Below are 18,948 nucleotides of genomic sequence, written 5' to 3'. Positions count from 1 at the left end.
GAAAATGAAAGTGGATACTTGCCTAAAGAAAGTAGGTAGTTTACATATTTACATGCGTACCCTTATACAAAACTGGTATTGCCGCTGCTATAAGGATCATACCCATAAAAGCGGGTGCGGCATGACCAAGTGATACATAGATTTGACCACCAATGATAGGCCCAATCATTCTTGCTAAAGCCTGAATAGATTGGCTACCTCCTTGAATCCTTCCTTGTTCACTAGAATCGACAGACTTGGAGACCATCCCATTGAATGAAGGCCCAAAGATCGAATCTCCAAAACCAAATATAAACATTCCAGCGATAAAAAGAGGATAGAACGAGAATAAAGCCGATGCTGCAATAAGACTGTAGCCTATAATCTCCGAAACCATTCCAAGAATTGCGATCTGTTTATCACTAAGTTTTATCAAAAGCTTTGGCATTATGAAACCTTGTGAAATAATGTCTTGGACGCCCATAATTGAAAACATAAGTCCGATTAGTGCAGGCTTCCAACTGAAAGTATCCATTGTAAATTGTGAAAAAACTGCCTGTAAAGATCCGTTGGGGATCCAAAGTAAGAACGCTGAGACAAGTAGCCTTTTTAAGTTTTTCATGGAAAGTACGTTTATAAGCTGTGTGAATGGATTCAGTCTTGAAAAGGTAATTTTTTTCAATCTATTATTCTTGTCAAGGCTCTCAGGCATAAAAAAGAATCCATAAACAACATTTAATAAAGTTATTATTGCTCCAAAATACATAGGTACAGAATAACCAAACCTGGCAAGTAATCCGCCTAGAGTTGGACCAATGACGGTGCCTACACCTACAACCGCACTCACCCACCCAAAGTATTTGGTTCTCTGTTCTGGAGGAATGATGTCTGCAAAATATGCGAAGATAGTGCTTATGGTCCCGCCTGTTATACCATCTATTATGCGCCCAGCAAATAGTACCCATAGAGCTCCTCCTATGCCAAAAACTAAGTACCCGATTGCGGAACCCAAAAGGCATACTAAGAGTACTGGACGACGGCCATATCTATCGCTCAAAGCTCCAAGTCCGGGGGCCGCAAAAAACACGCAGACTGCATAAACAGAGGTCAGCAGCGTAACAACTATAGCTTGTTCTCCCGGATTGCTTGTATAAGGCTGCACTAAGAATGGGACGACAGGTGCTATGATAGTGAAGCCTATTCCGCAAAGAAACACAGACATAAGACCGAATATTAAAGCCTTTTTATCTACGGTTTGTTCTGTGTTCTGTTCATTGTCCGTTCTAAATATGAACACTTAAATTCTCCCCTCAAAAGTTATTATTTTGCTTCCTCGGAAACATATTTATCGTATTATAGTTTTGTTTCCTTGTCAACAAAATAATAGCAATAAAAATGAAACCACAGGCAGCCCATTCTCAATAGAGTTGGGCTGCCTGTGGTTTCATTTTTATTATTCAAATTTATTCCGACTTAATATCTATACCCAGTTTCTTTATTTCTGCATCCAAATGCCTACTATACTTTTCCACGAAGCTAAGCATACTGTCAAATTGTTCCTCGGTTACCTGCTCAAATACGGCTTTATCCCGCTCTTGAAACTCTTTGTGCAGTTCCTCATGGATTTTATAAATTACTTTCCCTTGCTCAGTAAGCCTAAAATAGATTTCTTTCTTATTATCAGGCTTCTGGTAGCTTTCGATAATGCCTTTTTTTATGAGCTTCTTAGTTATTTTACTTATGGCACCACTAGTCATATAAAAGGACTCTGCAAGTTTTGTCACGTTGGAATCTATATTTCTTCCAATGTATTCGATGCAATGTACTTCAGAAGACTTATAACCCTTAAGACTGTCTTCCATCTTAAACTTATTAAGCCAAACCATCTTGTTTAATAAGTCCCTGAAACCCGTCATGACCTGTTCTTCCTTGTTCATGACCTGTCCTCCCACCCGTTGGTACATTAACAATATTATATTAAATTTTTGTTTCCATTTCAACAATAGAATCCCCAATTTTTAGTCAACGGGTTCACTTCAGAGGTGCAAAACACTAAATCACAGTCCAAATCACATGGGGATTCACATGCACTAGACTTGGGTATTAACGGTATTAAAATGTCTTCTTCATATTTTGAAATCCTTTCATCAAAGCGTGAATTTTATTTTACTGGCTTTCTAGCTCGCTCGCCGCCCTCTTCTACTATATCATCAAGGCAGCAGTTCGAAACGGCGTACAGCAAGCCTAATCGGGGTTGATTTAATCAGTGAGGGAGATCGAAAGATTCGTCTTTGATATTAAAAAGGCGAATGAATAATTAACGCCCACAACCGTTCAGTCTGGCGGCTATTCATTATGTGTTGCCAAATAGTCGTAAAACCATTAAAATTACGTATTGTAGGAATATCAGTCGAATATAGAAAGCTATGAAAATGTATACAAGAGGTAAATGGAGGAATATCGCCCATGTGGAAACAGTCAATCTTCGTCGTTATAGCGCTTCTTATTCTATCCAACGCCATTTCAACTGCATCGGTAGCAACCAATGTTACGGTCTTCTTGGTGGTTTCATTTCTCCTATACAAATTTTCAAGTCGTAAATTTCGCAAATAGACCGAATCCGCCATCCGTCCATAATACTCGAACAAAAAGGAGAGCAATTAAGCTCTCCTTTTCTACATCTCCCACTAACCATTTTAACTGGCAAACTATAGGAACGAGGAAGTCTCAAAAGTCCTGCTTTAGTTAACATTCGATATTTGATCTTGCATTTAAGCGAATCATTCGGAAAATAGACATAGTCCCAATTCATCGTAGAGTACGAGTATACGAATCCCGTCTAGTTTTAATTCACTTACCCAATCATCGTTTATGATGAGTTGCAATTTTGCGCAAAGCTCTTTAAACCTTAGGTCTAGCCGAGTAGAGGGATTTTAGAGCGTAATTTTGATTTGCACAAAAATCAAATCTTATTAAGTGCCCGAAAACGTTTTCGAGCTAATAACAACGTTAAACTTTTGCACAATTAAAAAAAACCTAACACATTTCAAGCAGCAAAAAGGAGAATTGCTACTGCCATTAAGCGGTTCAGTTTTGGGGTGCAAAAGTTCAAATTAGCAGTAAAAGGTAAGCAAATTAATAAGCAATTTGCTTACCTTTTTTCTTCTTTAACGGATGCAATCATCAAATGATGGATGTAGGCAGTATAAGAATAATGCGAACTGACGATAGTCCATTCACATAACGTTCTAGGCATTCACGAAGCGTCCCAACCACATTCATCTTGGCAAGTTTCGTGAATGCCGTGTTATAAGATGTGGCAACTTACTAGACGAGCCATGAAACAGTTATGGTATAAGATGATTGCACGATGCAAATACTCATTACATTCGAATTATCTTTAGCGTCCTAAGGAGATACAATGTTCAACACTCCGCACACTAATAGTTATGTTATCTTACTAAAAATGGGGGAGTTATTCTGAAATTCGATAAACCGTTAATGGCTGCTCTTTTAGGTGCTTTATCTACAATAGCAGGTGAGATTGTGACGCGAGCGTTAGTTTTTTTTGGTATTGGTAAGTATAGTATTTATAATTTGGATAGTCTCCTTGTTACGTTTAACAGACCTACACCAATTCTGGGTCTAATTGTGAACTTTATTGTTGGTGGCTCTGTTGGTGTAATTTTGTATTATAAAATAAAACAAATAGGTCTGGATTATTTAGTAATAAAAAGCGCGTGCGTGGGTATTTTGGCATGGGCACCGCTTGAATTCGCATTTACGGTTACTGTTGAGGGTAAATATATAGAACTAAGACCTATAAGTGATTACTATGTTCAAATATTGGGTGCAATAATTTTTGGAATCACTATGGGAATACTTTTTAATAAATATTTATTTAAAAGGACCATCAGCTAAATTTAAGGTTCAATTCTGTATTCCAAATATTTTTGAGCTTCTGTGCCTTTTGTCGGACCACAGACTAGAGCCTTGACAAATCCGATTCACATAGCTGTCCTCGATTTGGACTTAATAAAATCCTCCGATATTGCCATGTCTTATAACGTCCCGAGGGTTTGCGACATCGGGTTATTACATTCATATTCTCTCCGATGTCTCAAACCCTCTGTTCTACGACGTATCGTGCCTCCAGACTCAGACAGCGCCATGGACGGCGCTGTCTTGAATTTCACCCGCAATGCATCTAATGCGCAAAATAAGAATTAGGGGAACTTGAGAAAATTGGGGAGTAGTAGTTTTAGAGTTAGTTTGGGGGGAGTGATTCATGTGTATACAAAGGCGCAGAAGTGAGAGTAACTATGTTTATTTGAGCAGACTAGGATCTCGTAGTTGAATATATTGAATAATAGTTTTTTCCGCATTGTCAAGCCCAACAATGCTCGTATCAATAGTTAGGTTGTAATTTCTTGTATCATACATGTCTTGACCAGTAAACTTATGAAGATGTCTCTGGCGAGCAATATCTGTCTCGTTTATAAGCTTTAAGGCCTTTGTCGTAGAAAGATTGAACATTTTTTGAGTTCTCAATTGGCGAAATTCGATGTCAGCATGCAAAAAAATACTGATGTGCTTGGGATGGTCTTTAAGAATGTATGAAGCACCTCTACCTACAATAACAACTGGTTTCGCGCTTGCTGTTTTTAATATGATGCCAGCTTCTACTTCATATATCTCTCTATCATTTGGTACTATTAGATTCGGTACAGGAGTATAAGATAAATCTGCATATTGGAGGCTATGTAGTAGGGTTTTCCAAACTGAGTTGATTTTTTCATCGTTATTAACTAATTCTTCATCAAGGATGCCAAATTTGTCCGCTGCTGCACGAACAATTTCACGATCAAGGAATAAAAAGTTTAGTTTATTTGCAATATTTTTTCCTAGTTCGCTACCACCGCTGCCTAATTGACGGCTAATTGAAATTACAAGCGGAAATTCACGTCGCATGACTTGCCCCCCCGTTTCTTATAGTACCTTGTTCTATTTTGTACTTGCCATAGTATATTTAATCCCAATCATAGTTTGAACTAATTATTGCCAATAACTTTAATCAAATGAATTAATATAGTTCGATGCAGAACAGTTCTGTTCAAAATCTATTGTATTATTATATATTTTATAAGTCAATTGAAAAGATCGTCTTTACATTTATTATTGACTCTACCAGAACTCCCCGCTAAAATAGTTCTATACCTAAATGTATTTTACAAAACATTTAGGTATAGAACATATTGTTGCTTAAGAGATGGAGGCATAGAATGGATCAAGAAAATAGCGAACCTATAGTAAAATGGCTCGGCTTGTTTGTGGTTATAATAGGTACATTTATGGCAGTCTTAGATTCAAGCGTATTGAATATTGCCATACCAAAATTGATGGCGGTCTTCGCCGTAAATGTTGACAGTATAAAATGGGTATTAACTGCCTATACTCTTGCATTAGGTGCAATAATTCCATTATCCGGGTACCTGAGCGAAACCTTCGGAAACAAAAAAGTTTACATAGTATCTCTGGCAATTTTTACAATAGGTTCTGGACTGTGTGGCGTTGCCTGGAGCAACTCCTCGATGATTGTATTTCGAATAATACAAGCGATGGGAGGGGGCATGCTACAACCTGTTGGTATGTCTATTATCTATGGGCTTTTCCCACTTAAAGAACGCGGATTAGCTATGGGCTTCTATGGAATTGCAGCGATGGCAGCCCCTGCCATTGGACCGACTCTTGGCGGATATGTCATTCAAAATCTAGACTGGAGATTAATCTTTTTTATTAAAATCCCTATTGGGATAATTGGCATTTTCTTAGCAACGATCTTTCTAACCGATTCACCTCGTAAACCGGCTAAATCATTTGACTATGTAGGACTTATCTCTTCAACGGTGGCTATTGTCAGCATATTATATGTATTAGGTCAAGGCACAAATATCGATTGGAACGATATATCTTATCCATTGCTAATTAGCTTGGGATGTTGCAGTTTTGTTTTATTTATTATCTATGAATTAATGCATCCAGACCCCTTAGTGGATTTACGAGTGTTCAAATATTATGATTTTAGTATCAGTCAGATCGTCTCCTCGATCTTGACATTCGCATTAATGGGTGGATCGTATATTATGCCTTTGTTTCTACAAAACATTTCTGGTTATTCAGCTATGCAAACCGGCATAATTCTTTTTCCAGCAGCAATTGCTACTGGAGTCATGATGCCAATAAGTGGCGTTCTTTTTGATAAATTAGGTGCAAAGCCCGTAGTTATCCCTGGCCTTATGATTCTTGCTTTTGCTTCATATAAACTTGCCTTTGTAAATGTGGATATGAGCAAGGAAACAATTACTCTATTACTAGCGATTCGGGGCATTGGTCTTGGAATTGCTATTATGCCTATCGCAACTGTAGGATTAAATGCTATACCACTGCAAAAAATAGCTAAAGCATCAGCAATTTCGAATACATTAAAACAAATTAGCGGTTCTCTCAGCATCACTATTATTACGAATATCTTACAAAGTCAGTTAACTTTAAACTACAATCATATGTCTAACCAAATCACAGTATTTAACAATACTGCAGTGGTGTATATTAATAAGATTCAATCGTTGTATGTTCAAAGGGGGTTATCTCAATCAGCGGCAAAAGCCGCTGCATTGTCTACTTTGGCGGGTATAATCCAAAAGCAAGCATATACTAACGCAATTGACTATGCTATATTCATAACGAGTGCTATAACTGCCCTTGCACTTGGATTAACTTTTATTATGAGCTCCAAGAAAAAAGTCAGTTTGCCTATGAGCTCAGATAAACTCGGCTCATAAAGGGGAAGGAATATATGGTGGATTTACTTCAGAACAAAACAGAAAAGCCTAAGCGAATATTGGATTTGTTCCGCGCTATTAGGAAGAACTTAAGGGATTTAATCGTAAAAAACAATAAGCAGCATAATCTCACAGAATCTAAGTTATTACTCGTTTCTGAATTAAAGTTGACCCCATTCATTACTTTACATGAACTAAGTGATCGGTTATCCTTATCAAAGGGGACAGTTAGTGGTATTGTCAGTGAATTAGAGGATCAAGGAATTGTTATACGTGAAATACCAAAAGATAATCGGAGAATTGTCAAATTATCATTATCCTCTGATTATGCCGACACAATGAATATTGGTCTGGAATTCTTTGATAAATTAATTGAAAATGCTAATCCAGAAGATATTGACTGCATTATTAAGGGTTTGGAAAAGTTTTGTGAATTATTCGAAAGTAATCAAAAATAGGGACATCGCTCGAAGGAGAGTAATATCCTTATTTAATAGTTTCTAGATTAGATGAAGTAGGATTCATTATCTCAGATTCAGTAGATATATCCTCAAACCGCAGGGCAGTCGTTTCATTAAAAGACATGGAAGATCATGTGGTTTCCAACTGACAGAGTCGTTGGTGTTGCTTGGTTATGTTTTGGGCTAATTATTTGTGGAAGAAACGTGTAATGCGTTGGTTGAGACGATAATGTGTTTCGGAAAACCATCGGATATATCACCCTTTAATGCAAGGAATAGACACAAATATAAACAAGAGCTTTACTCTATTTTTTAAAATATGATTCTGGAAAAAGCAGTTAAAATTCGAAGTTCACATTATCCTACTTTGGGGAAATTATAAAGTGGCTCGCCATCCGGACGGGTGGCTCAAAAAATCCGGAACAATGGCTCAATTTACTCTGGATTATTCACTTGTCCAAAGTGAAGGGACATCACTCCTGATTTTTGCTTCTTTTGCTCATTTTAACTACTTTTGTTTCCAAACCCTTCAGTTCGGCTATTTCTAGTGAAAGCCTTAGATTGGTTTCATCCAGAGTATTGTACGCTTGAATATTTTGAGTGATGTCCTCATTAAGCTTATTAACTTCATTTTTGAGTTTTTCAATATAGACATCCCTAACCTGCATTCTCTTGATAGCTACATCGTACTCTTTGATTCTTTCTTCAAGAATTGCGATACGCTCAAACGGGTCTATTTTTGCATCTTCCTCTTGAAGATTTTCTATGAATTTAAGGGCAAGCTTAATATTGTAAAGAGTTCTTCTTGAAAAGCTAATTTGCTCCGCAACAGCCGATGTTGATATTCACAACTCTACATAACATCGTTATCGAAGGGTCCCTCGACCCTGTGTAATAGCATTGAACTAATGAACATTTATCTCACCTCTCAGAGAACTATATATAGTACCAATTAAAAAAAGGTCCCTCCGGCCATAAAACGGAAGGACTAAATGATGTCGACATATTATACTATATATTTACATATTTATGCTAAATAGTATCTTGGTAATTTATGACTCCCGCTCAATTCATCGATCGACACCCTGAGCCCAGATACGAACCGCGCAAACGTCTGGATACACGGAACCTTTCGCCCGGTTTCAATATCAATGATGTACTGAATGGAAGTCCTATAATCAGCTAACTCTTATTGGGTTAGCTTTCGCTTTTTCTGTAGGGGCTATTTGATGTTGTAGTCATTTCTGTTATCAAATCATGTGGTAATTAGAAACAATTACTCAAAGAATCTTCAAATCGCTTGTTCGCATACTTTTCAAGAGTTTTCCATATGAACCTAAGCATATTTTAGTTTTGCTTCATCGGTAGCAAACTGATATCGCCTGCCCAGATACGAAGTCCTCCAGAATTTTACATAAAACTTTTTTGGGAAATTCAAGTAGAAATACGTTAGGCAACTCTATTGATCCTAATATGAAAAAACCAGATTTTAGTGACTCTCATAATTATGAAATTGACTCATGTAATTACTTTTTTCCGTCTGAGAAAGCGACCCTGATTGGACCGCCTTCCTAGCTTTCATCTTTTATTTAATTCTCCAGGAGGAAGACAACGTCTTCCCCATCATAGGATTTCTACATAGCCTTCAGTTCCATTTACCCGGATTCTCTGGCCGTCTTTGATTATTTTGGTAGCATTTTCCACTCCAACAACTGCTGGTAAGCCATATTCACGTGCGATAACTGCTCCATGAGTCATCAATCCACCAACTTCGGTGACTAGGCCTTTTATGGATACAAACAATGGTGTCCAGCTAGGGTCAGTAAAGGAGGTCACTAATATATCTCCAGCTTCTAGATCAGCATCTTCCATGTTTAAGATGACACGTGCTCGTCCCTCTATGACTCCGGAAGAAACAGGCAGACCTACAATAGCTTCGGCAGGGAGATTTTCTCGTTTGTACTCACCTGCAATGATTTCACCATCAGACGTGATAACACGTGGCGGAGTCAGTTTTTCATATAATTTATACTCGTCTTTTCGTTTGCTAATGATCTGGTAATCCAGTTTATTTGTGCATACGACTTCGCGAAGTTCTTCAAAAGTGAGGTAGTAAATATCTTCTTTTTCATGAATAACGTTGGCTTGTACAAGTTTTTCGGCTTCTTTCATTAAAGCCTGTTTATAAACGAAGTATCGATTAACTATGCCGTATTTTGGATATTCACGATAACCGATGAAATTCCGGATTAGGTCAATCATTCGTTTTGTTTCTTTGGCTTTTTGTTTACCATCCGGTAATTGCTTCAATTGCTCTAATAACTCTTGTTCTTTTTTCAAAGCTTCCTGTCGCCCTTGCTCAAATTTCCGATTGCTAGCATTAGGCTCATGGTTTTTGATGTTACTGAGAATCATGGGGACAAGTGTAGTTGGTTTTTCACTCCAACGAGTTTTAGTAATATCGATTTCTCCGGCACAGCGCATTCCGTATTTGTTGAGAAAAGCATAGATAGCGTCTTGGGTTTCCTGTCCACCATCAAACTTAACTATTTTCTCCAAAAAGTTATCATCTTTTACATGTTGTAAATAATCAATTACTTCCGGATAAGGACGAATCACATCTGCGACATCCAATAAGTCCAGACCCATTTCCGAAGTAATATTGTTTGGTACAGATTGAGAAAGCGTGTCTGCTACGTTTCTTTCACCTAACCACTTGTTCATATTTTCATTGATCCATGATGAAGCATCTATAGCAGCCATAAACACACTAAAACTTTGTGGGTCAAATAAAATCTTTTTTAATATCTGTAAATCTTCCAGAATAAAATCTAATAAATCCGATCCTGATTTCGTTTGGATGTTATGTTTTAACTTTTCTATCGATGTTTGACTACTCTTAATCAAATCAGAAACGATTGTCGGGTCGTTTTCGATTTGTGCTTGAGAATCCGCAGACGACACACTTTTATTGCTCTGTTCTTGCTTATCATTTGGTAAAGATTTTATGAAATCTCCTCGCTCTATTATGGTCATAAGTGCGTCTTTCATGAGCGGATCGTGTTCTCCCATGTTATTTAATAACGTTTTTCTGCTGTCAGGGGAAGCCAGCATATGTGTAACATCAACAAACAACCTTCCACCAGCTTTAAACCTGGGTCCAAAAGATGTTAATTGGAATAAAGACATTCCCAATGGTTTCAAGGGGTCGGTCATCATTTGTTGATGACCGACAGATACGTACACGTGATTTTCTTGATCATTCGCTTCAGGGATGGGGTATAAAGTAGTGATTGGCCGACTCTGGACAATATAAAATGTATCATTAACCAAACACCATTCGATATCTTGTGGGTAACCAAAATAAGCTTCGATCTGTCTTCCTATGCGTGCTAGTTCTAAAATTTGTTGTTCAGTAAGTGTTTGAGTCTTTTGCTGATCAGGATCGATCTCATGTGTCTCTGTTCCGCCTTCTTTTAGTTCATAGATAGCCAATTTTTTGGTCGCTATCATCTTATCGACTATTTCCTCTTCCTGTACTTTATAACAATCGGCAGATACCAAGCCAGAGACCAGTGCTTCTCCAAGTCCAAAACTGGCATCGATAGTTAGCAGCTTTCGGTTAGAAGTAATCGGATCAGCGGTAAATAAAATCCCTGAAGCCTGTGGGAAAACCATCCTTTGAACGATAACGGATATATAAACTTGGCTGTGGTCAAATCTGTTTTGCATTCGGTAGATTACCGCACGATCCGTAAATAGGGAAGCCCAACATTTGCTGATATACTTTAGGATTGCTTCTTTTCCGATGATATTCAAATAAGTGTCTTGTTGACCAGCAAAAGAGGCATGTGGTAAATCTTCAGCAGTCGCACTAGAACGCACTGCATAAGCATGTTCATCGCCAAACTGGGAGAGATAGTGAGCAACTGCTTTCACAATATCGGAAGGAATTTCTACTTCCATAATGATTTGTCGAATCTTCCTGCTAAGTTCACCGATTTTATCCCGGTCTTCCACCTTTAGAAGTGATAACTGATCAAGTAATTCGTTAATCGACGGCGTTTCCCCACTGATTCTTTTAAAGGCTTCAGTAGAAATACAAAAGCCATCCGGTACGCGTATTCCTTCAATCTTGGAAAGTTCCCCCAGGTTCGCGCCCTTACCCCCAACAACCATGAGTTTTGTTTTGTCAATATCCTGAAAACCAAGCACAATGGAATTCATACGTTCCCCTCCTTTGGCAATTCTTTCAAATAACCGGTAGATAAGGTCTCCTTTAACTAAAACCGCCTTCTAAGAATAACCAGTAGTTCATGGGATGAAAATTTCCCTTTACTACTGATTCTTTCTCATTTGATCACTTTGCGTAAGACCTTTTAATCGGGTGCGGATAGCATCCTTGTATCCAGCCAAAAATAAAGGAAATCAGGTGGTTAAAGGAGTTCTAATATGTCTTTTATTATATTTGATTTAGAATTTAATCAAGACGTTTCTTCTTTACAGAATTTTGAAAGAAAACGATCTCCCCATCCCTTTGAAATCATTCAAATTGGTGCCATCAAATTAGATTTGGAATTTAACACCGTAGGCACTTTTAACCGTTACGTAAAGCCAACCTTCTACACAAGAGTCAATCCATTTGTCACTGAATTGACCGGTATCACCACAGAGCAGCTTCTAACTGAAGAACCCTTTCCTGAGATTTATAAGGCGTATACAACGTTTATCAATGAGAGCGATTCTATATTTTGTACTTGGGGCATGTCCGAAATAACAGAACTATTTAGAAATGTCGAAGATCATCAATTAAGCCACAGGTTTTTACCGAAAAGGGTTATCAACTTACAACCCTATGTCTCCATGCATTTCAATCTTTCTCAAAAAAACTTATTACGTCTTCAACATGCTGTTGAGTTGCTCCATATCCCAATTACATATGCATTTCACAATGCACTTCATGATGCTTTTTATACGGCTGAAATATATAAAAAAGTATACAATTCATCGATTCAACCAAAACCCTATGACCCATCCCACAGGACAATTAGACCAAAACGCCGAATAAGAGTGATAGACACCGATAAACTTCTTCAGCAATTCGAAAAAATGTATGCCCGAAAAATCACCGAAGAAGAACAAGAGATGATTAAACTTGCCTATAAAATGGGGAGAACAAATCAATTTTCGAAAGACGTATAAAGTGGTTTTTCAGGAAGGGACAGGTACTTGTCGAATCATTATTATATATTTCTTCGAAATTGGGTACGCAGAATTCTCGTTTACCTTTTTGCGCTTTTTGATTTATAGTTTTCTCCTCATTCTTAATGAATAGGAAAAAGCTGACGTGTCATTCTGAGCCAAGCGAAGAATCTTCCCACAAGAAACTATTACTTGAAGACCGATGAGAAAAGCATCTTAGATGCCACTTAGGCTTACCAAGGATGCTTTTTATATCAAATATAAGCCAAGACTTTTATAGTTCTAGCTTATATTTGTTCATGTGGATAATGCGAAGACGTTATCGTTACATATTTTGATAATAATGGTAGTTTAAGGAAAAAGGCGCGAATGTCTATAACTTCTTTAGCGTCATTTGTCTTTATCATTTTAATGCTCCGTTCATGTACTAATTGTTCACTTTATCCTACGAATGCGACAATAGTAGAGTAATTGGATTTTTTTCATGTGGTATAATTAACATTGTGACGCATTCGTAGGATTTAGCGCGACAAAAGTTAATTTTGGGAGGAATATGAGGAATATATGGAACACGAATTAAAAGAGTTTATCAAAAAGTGTGATCTTGCGATAAAGCAGGAAGATTTTAATACCCTGGTGAATTATTATACTGATGATGCAATTCTGGTTGTAAAGCCTGGAATGATTGCACGAGGTAAAGAGGAAATCAAAAAAGCATTTATTGCAATTGCAAAATATTTCAATAACAGTGTTGTCCCAACACAGGGAGAAATGATTATTTTAGAAGCTGGAGACACTGCGTTAGTTATTTCCCAAACCCTACTTGCTGCCGATAAAAAGGATTCCGAATATTCTATGGATAGAAAGGCAACATATGTATTTAAGAAAAATTCATACGGTGAATGGCTTTGTGCAATCGATAACTCATACGGTACAGATTTAATCAATAAGTAGACATTAAAGCTATTGAGTATGAGCATAATCAGTATTTAAAGTTATGTCGCAACGTTCTTATTTTGTGCAACAATCTTAGAGTTGGGAACCAGCTTCCCATTATCCTACTTTTGATTTTCAACTCCAAAATGCAATCCCTTACTTTGAACTGAACCCAGTCCTTCAGACACGAAAAAGCAGCCTCTTACAGTGAACTGCTTTTTCGGTATCTAAATGGATATTTGGACTAATGATTTTTTGGTTTTTGTCTTTTATACCCTAGACTATTCTAAGTAGTTTTAGGCTTGATCTTTTTGGTTCAAGCCGTTATTTTCCGTTACATACCCTATTCGACTATTTAACATCGCCACATGTTTGTACATATCCCCTGTCATGTCCTTAAACATTTGTTTAGCGGATTGGTCTTGTGTGGATTCTGCAAATGTAGCATAGGTCCCCAACGCAGATTGAGCAGCAGCAACTGCTTTCTGTAAATCTTGTTGAACGGTCATATAATACCCTCCTTTGATGTGTACAAAAAGTAGTATGAAATAAAACGTCTACTCTTATGTAGGTAAGATATTCCTGAAACACAAATGGCATTCGGTGGTGGTAATGTAGATGATTGTTGCAGACCGAGAAACCATTTTGTATAAGGAGGTGTGAGTTTCACTCAAGAAAACCTCGTTTCATACTAGAATTGCATTGCACGCTTGGTTATTCTAGTCTAGGGAAACGATAACGGCAACCGTAAAAAAGGTAATGTTTTGTCGTAATATAAAACAGAGTAAGACCCCGCATTACGACGAGGCCTTACTCCTACTCTATCATTTGAGGCCCAGTTTTTAGATGTGTTCTAGCTTAAAGGCTTATTCATAGCGTTATTCTGAGTTACGTAATTTAACCGTCCTCTCAGTTGCCCAACATGACGTTCCATATCACTGGACATTTCCTTAAACATTTGTTTAGCGGACTCGTCTAGGGTTGAGGTTGAAAAAGCTTCGTAGGTTCCAAGTGCCGATTGTGCAGCGGCTACTGCTTTTTCCATGTCTGCTTGAACTGTCAAATTAATTCCTCCTAACTGTTTGATATTAATATGTACATCGTTCTTTTTTCTATACAAGCTGAGTCCATAAGCTGGCATGTTTTGTCTATTGACTTTCCGTATAACAAATTGAATCTAGAACTAAAAAACTCACTTGCATGTATCATGTCAAACTTAATATGAATAAGGATAAAAATTATATTACATCAACAAACAAATTAGCAAAAGTTATTTTCCATTTTGCTCCACGCAACCCAGGCTATACCTATTCTAGTCGAATTAAACCCCAAGCCGAAAATCTATCTCTAGTAAGTAACCATATATTCTTATATTGATTTATTGGAACCTTTATCCTAGAAATAGCCCCGCAGAAATCCTCTTTAGCCCATATCGGTGAAGAATTCCGAATTAAAAGCGAGCATGGATATTCGGTTGAATAACCTCGTCCTGCTATAGATTTCTTTTCTAATAATGAATTCAATACCTTTATGTAACAATCAAAATTCTCTAGTCCGTGCATTTGTTGTTCAGATCTACCAAGAAGCATTTTGGCTTCGGTCACATCATAAAATAGATACGTTACTTCAATCCCTAATCTTCTCCCGCTTTCATCTACGACAATCGCATCTGGTCGCTCTTGTTGTAAAACAAGTCTATATCCCATCCCGTATGTTTCCTTAAAGCAGCTTATAAACAAATCAATTGCTGATTTTTCTAAAATTCTCTTTTCCAAATCATGTTCACTGTATAAGCTCACCCTAAAACCAAAACCTTTCTCAAAATGATTACCCTGAAGTTGGTTGCACGGATTATGTATTGCTTAATGAATAATACTATCAATAAAACACAAAATAATCTATATCTTCTTGCATAATAGGGGCAAGCCTTTTAATCTATAAAAGGCTTGCCCCTATTATAATAGTAAGGACCCTAGCGTATTCCACTCAATTCATCGATCGATACCCCAACGAGCAAGCGTATGGATCCTCTGAGCATTTCGCCCAGTTAATGTATCTGTGTGGGAATCAAAGATTCCTAGCTTGTTTTAGACTATTTGTTGGCTGAGGTTGCATTGGATAAGATCAAGGGGGGCAGCCAACTCCTTGAGTGTGCCCAACGTGCCTGGTGAGGAATCCACAAGTGTATCCACCTTAGTGTCAGTATAGGACTTTGCGCCAACAAACTCTCTGCCTATGAAAAAGCATACCATAAGTGGGAACGACAACCAATTATGCAATCATTTCACCCTGTTCCTGCTCAGGTATCGGAAATAGTATACAAAATGTTGTCCCACTCGAACTAGAATTGATATGAATCTTTGCGTTATGAGACTCTGCAATTTTGTATGATGTTGCCAACCCCAAGCCAGTCCCAAAGTCTTTGGTCGTGAAGAATGGCGTTCCTAACTTGTTAAGGTTTTCTTTTGGAATACCGCATCCCTCATCCTCAATTGATAGAACTACCTCATCACCCTCTACACAGCTTTTGATGGTCAGTGATCCTCTTTCCTCCATAGATTCCAGACCATTGCGGACTAAATTAAGAATCATTTGAGAGATTTCATTACTATTTAGTTTTAGATTAGGAATCACTCCTTGGATGAAGGAAATTTGTTTATTTTGGGTATAAGAATCAGCTTCTAAAAGAGGATACAAATTATCAAGAATGTCGTTAAGATTTTGATATTTGAGTTCAGTTTGTTTTAATTGAGCCAGTGAGAGAAATTCTGTAATAATCGCGTTTGCACGATCTAGTTCTGAAATCATTAGCTCGAAGGTAGATTTCTGAGCTAAATAATCAGGTTTTCTGCCCAATAGTTGGAGATAACCACGCACCGTAGTCATCGGATTTCTAATTTCGTGAGCAATTCCTGCAGACAATTGCCCCACAAGATTGAGCCGATCAAGTCTAGCAATTTCCGTTTGCATTCGTTTCATTTCAGTAATGTTATTAGTCGCAATTAATACACATTCTTGATCGTTTATCTGAATCTTTTCAGCAGAAATAATTGCTGTACCTTCTGAACCATGTTTTGTAACTAGCGAACATTCAATGTTCTGTACTGATCCTTTTTCCTTAAAAATCTCACTAATCATTTTAAACTCTCGATCGGACATACCAATTTCAGTCGGTGTTTTACCAATTACCTCTTCATATTCAAACCCCCTCTCTTCAAGGAAACGACGGTTTACGTCCACGTATCTATAGTCAGATTTTCTAATAATAGTCATCATATGAGGAGCGAACTGAAAAACCTTGGCAAATCTTTCTTTTGCTACTTTAAGCTTCTCCTGTTCCCTTTTCCGATCAGTTATATCATTCACAATTGCGACACAAGCATATTCGCCATTAGGCATCTGAAAACTAGCCAAGTCAGCGACCAATTGCCTCTCGTCTTCTGTTTCTATTTCTTTTCGTTGTTGTTTTGTAGTAGTAATCCATGTTTTATCGGTGTCTTGTAAAGGAAATAAACTTTCGATATTTTGGCAGACTAGTGGTTGTTTTCTTAGAGTTTTACTGACAAGAATTGGCTCGTAGGCATTAAAAATTATTAAGTTTATTGGACTGTCATTAATTATGGTATTCAGAATTGACGCTTTACCGCAGAAATTATAGATCCAGAAATAGAAGTTAAATATTATGGTCGTTGCCAAGGGAGTGAGGATGAAAAAAGGAATAGCAACAATTCTAAGGACCATTAATGAGCTATTGTTTAATATGTCGAAAAATGAAATTATGAAGAGCAAAATACAAGCCATGCAAATGCCGATGATAAACCAAAACCATACTTTCTTTCCATTTTGACTACTTCTCAAATTTCGACCCAAGATGATTCCAAAACACGCAAAAACGATAATGTTCGTGATTCCGCCCATCGATCCATTACCACTAAAATAATACCGATATAGAGAACTAATCAAAGCAGCTATTACAGCAGTAACTGGACCGCCTATAAAACCTGCCATTGTCATGGTAATATGTCGAAAATCGAAATAACGATCTCCAACAATCATGATTCTCTCGCTTATTACAAAGACAGTGATAAGACCGAACATCACACCTAATATGTAACGAGAATATTTTTTATTGAGAGACAAGTTTATCCATATAACAAAGCCACAGAGAAGTAGGACCTCTATGACATTAATTACAAAATCATGGTACAAAATTGCTACCTCCTTGATAACTATATACATTACTTTCAAGTGTACTTCAAAGCCTTAAAGAAATTTGTCGTATTTGGTATGTCAAAAGAATTAATACAAAACGGGCGGGCTTTAATCTATTTTTCCCTAGAATCATGTAGAATGTCTTGGCGATAGATCGCGGCATACATTTAGAAATCTGAATCTCCCAAAGCTAATGCTAACATAAAACCAACCTCTCAGAGAACTAAAAGACCCCCTCTTTTTACCCAAAAGAAAAGAGCTCCTCATTGAGCTCCAAGTTTATAATGTTGAACTATCTTGTTGTCAAAACCTTATTACAACTTTCTTTCTATACCATCGATTTCAGCCTGAACTTCTTTCAGTTTCTTGCGTAACTTTCTTCGGAGTAACCACCCTGTCTCAATGGCTGTCAACTCAAGTTCTAATTCTAACACTTTGGCTTTAAGCTTGCTAATATCTGGTCCATCCGCATTATTTGAAGAATTCATTTCAACCTCACTCCTTCATTATTCCATATAATACAAGATTCATAAGAACTAGACAAGTGAATAGATGAATCCGTTGATTAGCCCTCAACCCTCTTGGCATTGCTGGTGCAGTTTAGCTGGACAAGGCTTGGGGAGATGCTAACGAACATTAAGATAAGGACCGTCCAAAAGCGTGGCTCTCGTCGCCACATCCCCTGTTTGGTCACTTGTATTCCCGATGGAGCGTCCAGGGCTCAGGCTAATCTGCGCAGTATTGCTTAGGAATTCTTTTTAAGCGATACTGTCAGGATTTCAGTCGTAGTTTATCTTGCGTGTATGTAAAAATCCGAGCACCGTTCTCTGGTACCATATCAGCTTCTCGCGTTTTATCTTTCCCACAAGTCACGACTTCAGGTGTATCCAAGCCCCTTATCTCCTTCCTTTACTGACTTGAAAACAGGTCTTCTCTTAACCTTCGTAGAATAAAACCAATATTAACAAACCACTTAGAGAAAGGATGAAACGATATGGATAATACATTTATGATCTTTTTCGGAGGAATTGTGTTTGTCATGTTTATTGCCGTTATCAACTCAGGCCGACGTAGAGCAAACTCACATATAAACAACAATACAACGAACGCATCTGACTTTGTTTATTTTGGTGACAATGACAATAATAATCATCATTGCCACCACCACGGGCATGCTGATCATAGTACGAGTTCAGATTTCTCTCATGGAGATTCAGGATCTTGTCATTCCGGAGGCTGTGATGGAGGCGGCGGTGGGTGTGACTAAAAGAATAATTTCACACATATACATAAGAAACTAGCTCCCATTTCACGCA

General features: G+C 37.6%; 16 protein-coding genes. 6 read left to right on the top strand and 10 right to left on the bottom strand.

Annotated elements, in window-relative coordinates; translation table 11 throughout:
* Positions 1 to 40: 40 nt before the first annotated feature.
* Entirely contained in the window at positions 41 to 1,276 is a 1,236-nt protein-coding gene (locus tag E4K68_RS02030) for an MFS transporter (protein ID WP_135377068.1), read from the bottom strand.
* Between the two features lie 166 nt (positions 1,277 to 1,442).
* Entirely contained in the window at positions 1,443 to 1,916 is a 474-nt protein-coding gene (locus tag E4K68_RS02025) for a MarR family transcriptional regulator (RefSeq protein WP_135377067.1), read from the bottom strand.
* A gap of 1,564 nt (positions 1,917 to 3,480) precedes the next feature.
* Between E4K68_RS02025 and E4K68_RS02020 the strand changes: the two genes are divergently transcribed.
* On the top strand, positions 3,481 to 3,900 hold the full coding sequence (locus E4K68_RS02020) for a hypothetical protein (protein ID WP_135377066.1): 420 nt from the start codon (positions 3,481 to 3,483) through the stop codon (positions 3,898 to 3,900).
* Positions 3,901 to 4,305: 405 nt separating this feature from the next.
* Here E4K68_RS02020 and E4K68_RS02015 read toward each other — a convergent pair whose 3' ends face one another.
* Positions 4,306 to 4,950 (bottom strand): cytidylate kinase-like family protein, encoded by a 645-nt coding sequence (locus E4K68_RS02015; RefSeq protein WP_135377065.1) that lies wholly within the window; start codon positions 4,948 to 4,950, stop codon positions 4,306 to 4,308.
* A gap of 311 nt (positions 4,951 to 5,261) precedes the next feature.
* Here E4K68_RS02015 and E4K68_RS02010 point away from each other — a divergent pair, with 311 nt between their 5' ends.
* Together E4K68_RS02010 and E4K68_RS02005 are read left to right on the top strand one after the other, a co-directional pair.
* Positions 5,262 to 6,821, top strand: coding sequence for a DHA2 family efflux MFS transporter permease subunit (locus tag E4K68_RS02010; protein WP_135377064.1), 1,560 nt, complete (start codon positions 5,262 to 5,264; stop codon positions 6,819 to 6,821).
* A gap of 14 nt (positions 6,822 to 6,835) precedes the next feature.
* Positions 6,836 to 7,279: a MarR family transcriptional regulator gene (locus E4K68_RS02005; RefSeq protein ID WP_135377063.1), complete on the top strand. Its 444-nt coding sequence runs from the start codon at positions 6,836 to 6,838 to the stop codon at positions 7,277 to 7,279.
* 476 nt (positions 7,280 to 7,755) lie between these two features.
* Here the strand turns inward: E4K68_RS02005 and E4K68_RS02000 are convergent, their stop codons facing one another.
* Together E4K68_RS02000 and ppsA are read right to left on the bottom strand one after the other, a co-directional pair.
* Positions 7,756 to 7,950, bottom strand: a complete 195-nt coding sequence (locus tag E4K68_RS02000; RefSeq protein ID WP_135377062.1) for a hypothetical protein — start codon at positions 7,948 to 7,950, stop codon at positions 7,756 to 7,758.
* A gap of 955 nt (positions 7,951 to 8,905) precedes the next feature.
* On the bottom strand, positions 8,906 to 11,509 hold the full coding sequence (gene ppsA / locus E4K68_RS01995; RefSeq protein WP_135377061.1) for a phosphoenolpyruvate synthase: 2,604 nt from the start codon (positions 11,507 to 11,509) through the stop codon (positions 8,906 to 8,908).
* 225 nt (positions 11,510 to 11,734) lie between these two features.
* Here ppsA and E4K68_RS01990 point away from each other — a divergent pair, with 225 nt between their 5' ends.
* Both E4K68_RS01990 and E4K68_RS01985 read left to right on the top strand, forming a co-directional pair.
* Positions 11,735 to 12,484, top strand: a complete 750-nt coding sequence (locus E4K68_RS01990; RefSeq protein ID WP_135377060.1) for a 3'-5' exonuclease — start codon at positions 11,735 to 11,737, stop codon at positions 12,482 to 12,484.
* Between the two features lie 564 nt (positions 12,485 to 13,048).
* Entirely contained in the window at positions 13,049 to 13,438 is a 390-nt protein-coding gene (locus E4K68_RS01985) for a nuclear transport factor 2 family protein (protein ID WP_135377059.1), read from the top strand.
* Between the two features lie 278 nt (positions 13,439 to 13,716).
* On the opposite strand, the gene E4K68_RS01980 is transcribed toward E4K68_RS01985, so the two are convergent.
* From E4K68_RS01980 to E4K68_RS20230, 5 genes are all read right to left on the bottom strand, one after another.
* Positions 13,717 to 13,929, bottom strand: coding sequence for a DUF1657 domain-containing protein (locus E4K68_RS01980; RefSeq protein ID WP_135377058.1), 213 nt, complete (start codon positions 13,927 to 13,929; stop codon positions 13,717 to 13,719).
* A 344-nt stretch (positions 13,930 to 14,273) separates the two neighbouring features.
* Complete coding sequence (locus tag E4K68_RS01975; RefSeq protein ID WP_135377057.1) at positions 14,274 to 14,483, bottom strand: DUF1657 domain-containing protein; 210 nt, start codon at positions 14,481 to 14,483, stop codon at positions 14,274 to 14,276.
* 244 nt (positions 14,484 to 14,727) lie between these two features.
* Complete coding sequence (locus tag E4K68_RS01970; protein ID WP_135377056.1) at positions 14,728 to 15,195, bottom strand: hypothetical protein; 468 nt, start codon at positions 15,193 to 15,195, stop codon at positions 14,728 to 14,730.
* Positions 15,196 to 15,691: 496 nt separating this feature from the next.
* Positions 15,692 to 17,629, bottom strand: a complete 1,938-nt coding sequence (locus tag E4K68_RS01965; protein WP_135377055.1) for an ATP-binding protein — start codon at positions 17,627 to 17,629, stop codon at positions 15,692 to 15,694.
* Between the two features lie 317 nt (positions 17,630 to 17,946).
* Positions 17,947 to 18,120 carry a hypothetical protein gene (locus E4K68_RS20230; protein ID WP_158291352.1) on the bottom strand — a complete coding sequence of 58 codons (174 nt, stop codon included), beginning with the start codon at positions 18,118 to 18,120 and terminating at the stop codon, positions 17,947 to 17,949.
* 506 nt (positions 18,121 to 18,626) lie between these two features.
* On the opposite strand from E4K68_RS20230, the gene E4K68_RS01960 reads away from it, so the two are divergent.
* The gene (locus E4K68_RS01960; protein ID WP_135377054.1) at positions 18,627 to 18,899 is read left to right on the top strand and encodes a hypothetical protein; all 273 of its coding nucleotides are present in this window, start codon (positions 18,627 to 18,629) and stop codon (positions 18,897 to 18,899) included.
* Positions 18,900 to 18,948 lie beyond the last annotated feature (49 nt).

It is taken from the genome of Desulfosporosinus sp. Sb-LF, assembly GCF_004766055.1.
In the GTDB taxonomy this organism is placed as follows: domain Bacteria; phylum Bacillota; class Desulfitobacteriia; order Desulfitobacteriales; family Desulfitobacteriaceae; genus Desulfosporosinus.
This window is presented reverse-complemented; position numbering and strand designations above follow the sequence as displayed.

Coding starts and splice junctions, on each gene's coding strand:
- E4K68_RS02025 (WP_135377067.1), bottom strand. CDS start 1,916: ATGAACAAGGAAGAACAGGTCATGACGGGTTTCAGGGACTTATTAAAC.
- E4K68_RS02020 (WP_135377066.1), top strand. CDS start 3,481: ATGGCTGCTCTTTTAGGTGCTTTATCTACAATAGCAGGTGAGATTGTG.
- E4K68_RS02015 (WP_135377065.1), bottom strand. CDS start 4,950: ATGCGACGTGAATTTCCGCTTGTAATTTCAATTAGCCGTCAATTAGGC.
- E4K68_RS02010 (WP_135377064.1), top strand. CDS start 5,262: ATGGATCAAGAAAATAGCGAACCTATAGTAAAATGGCTCGGCTTGTTT.
- E4K68_RS02005 (WP_135377063.1), top strand. CDS start 6,836: ATGGTGGATTTACTTCAGAACAAAACAGAAAAGCCTAAGCGAATATTG.
- E4K68_RS02000 (WP_135377062.1), bottom strand. CDS start 7,950: ATGCAGGTTAGGGATGTCTATATTGAAAAACTCAAAAATGAAGTTAAT.
- ppsA (WP_135377061.1), bottom strand. CDS start 11,509: ATGAATTCCATTGTGCTTGGTTTTCAGGATATTGACAAAACAAAACTC.
- E4K68_RS01990 (WP_135377060.1), top strand. CDS start 11,735: ATGTCTTTTATTATATTTGATTTAGAATTTAATCAAGACGTTTCTTCT.
- E4K68_RS01985 (WP_135377059.1), top strand. CDS start 13,049: ATGGAACACGAATTAAAAGAGTTTATCAAAAAGTGTGATCTTGCGATA.
- E4K68_RS01980 (WP_135377058.1), bottom strand. CDS start 13,929: ATGACCGTTCAACAAGATTTACAGAAAGCAGTTGCTGCTGCTCAATCT.
- E4K68_RS20230 (WP_158291352.1), bottom strand. CDS start 18,120: ATGAATTCTTCAAATAATGCGGATGGACCAGATATTAGCAAGCTTAAA.
- E4K68_RS01960 (WP_135377054.1), top strand. CDS start 18,627: ATGGATAATACATTTATGATCTTTTTCGGAGGAATTGTGTTTGTCATG.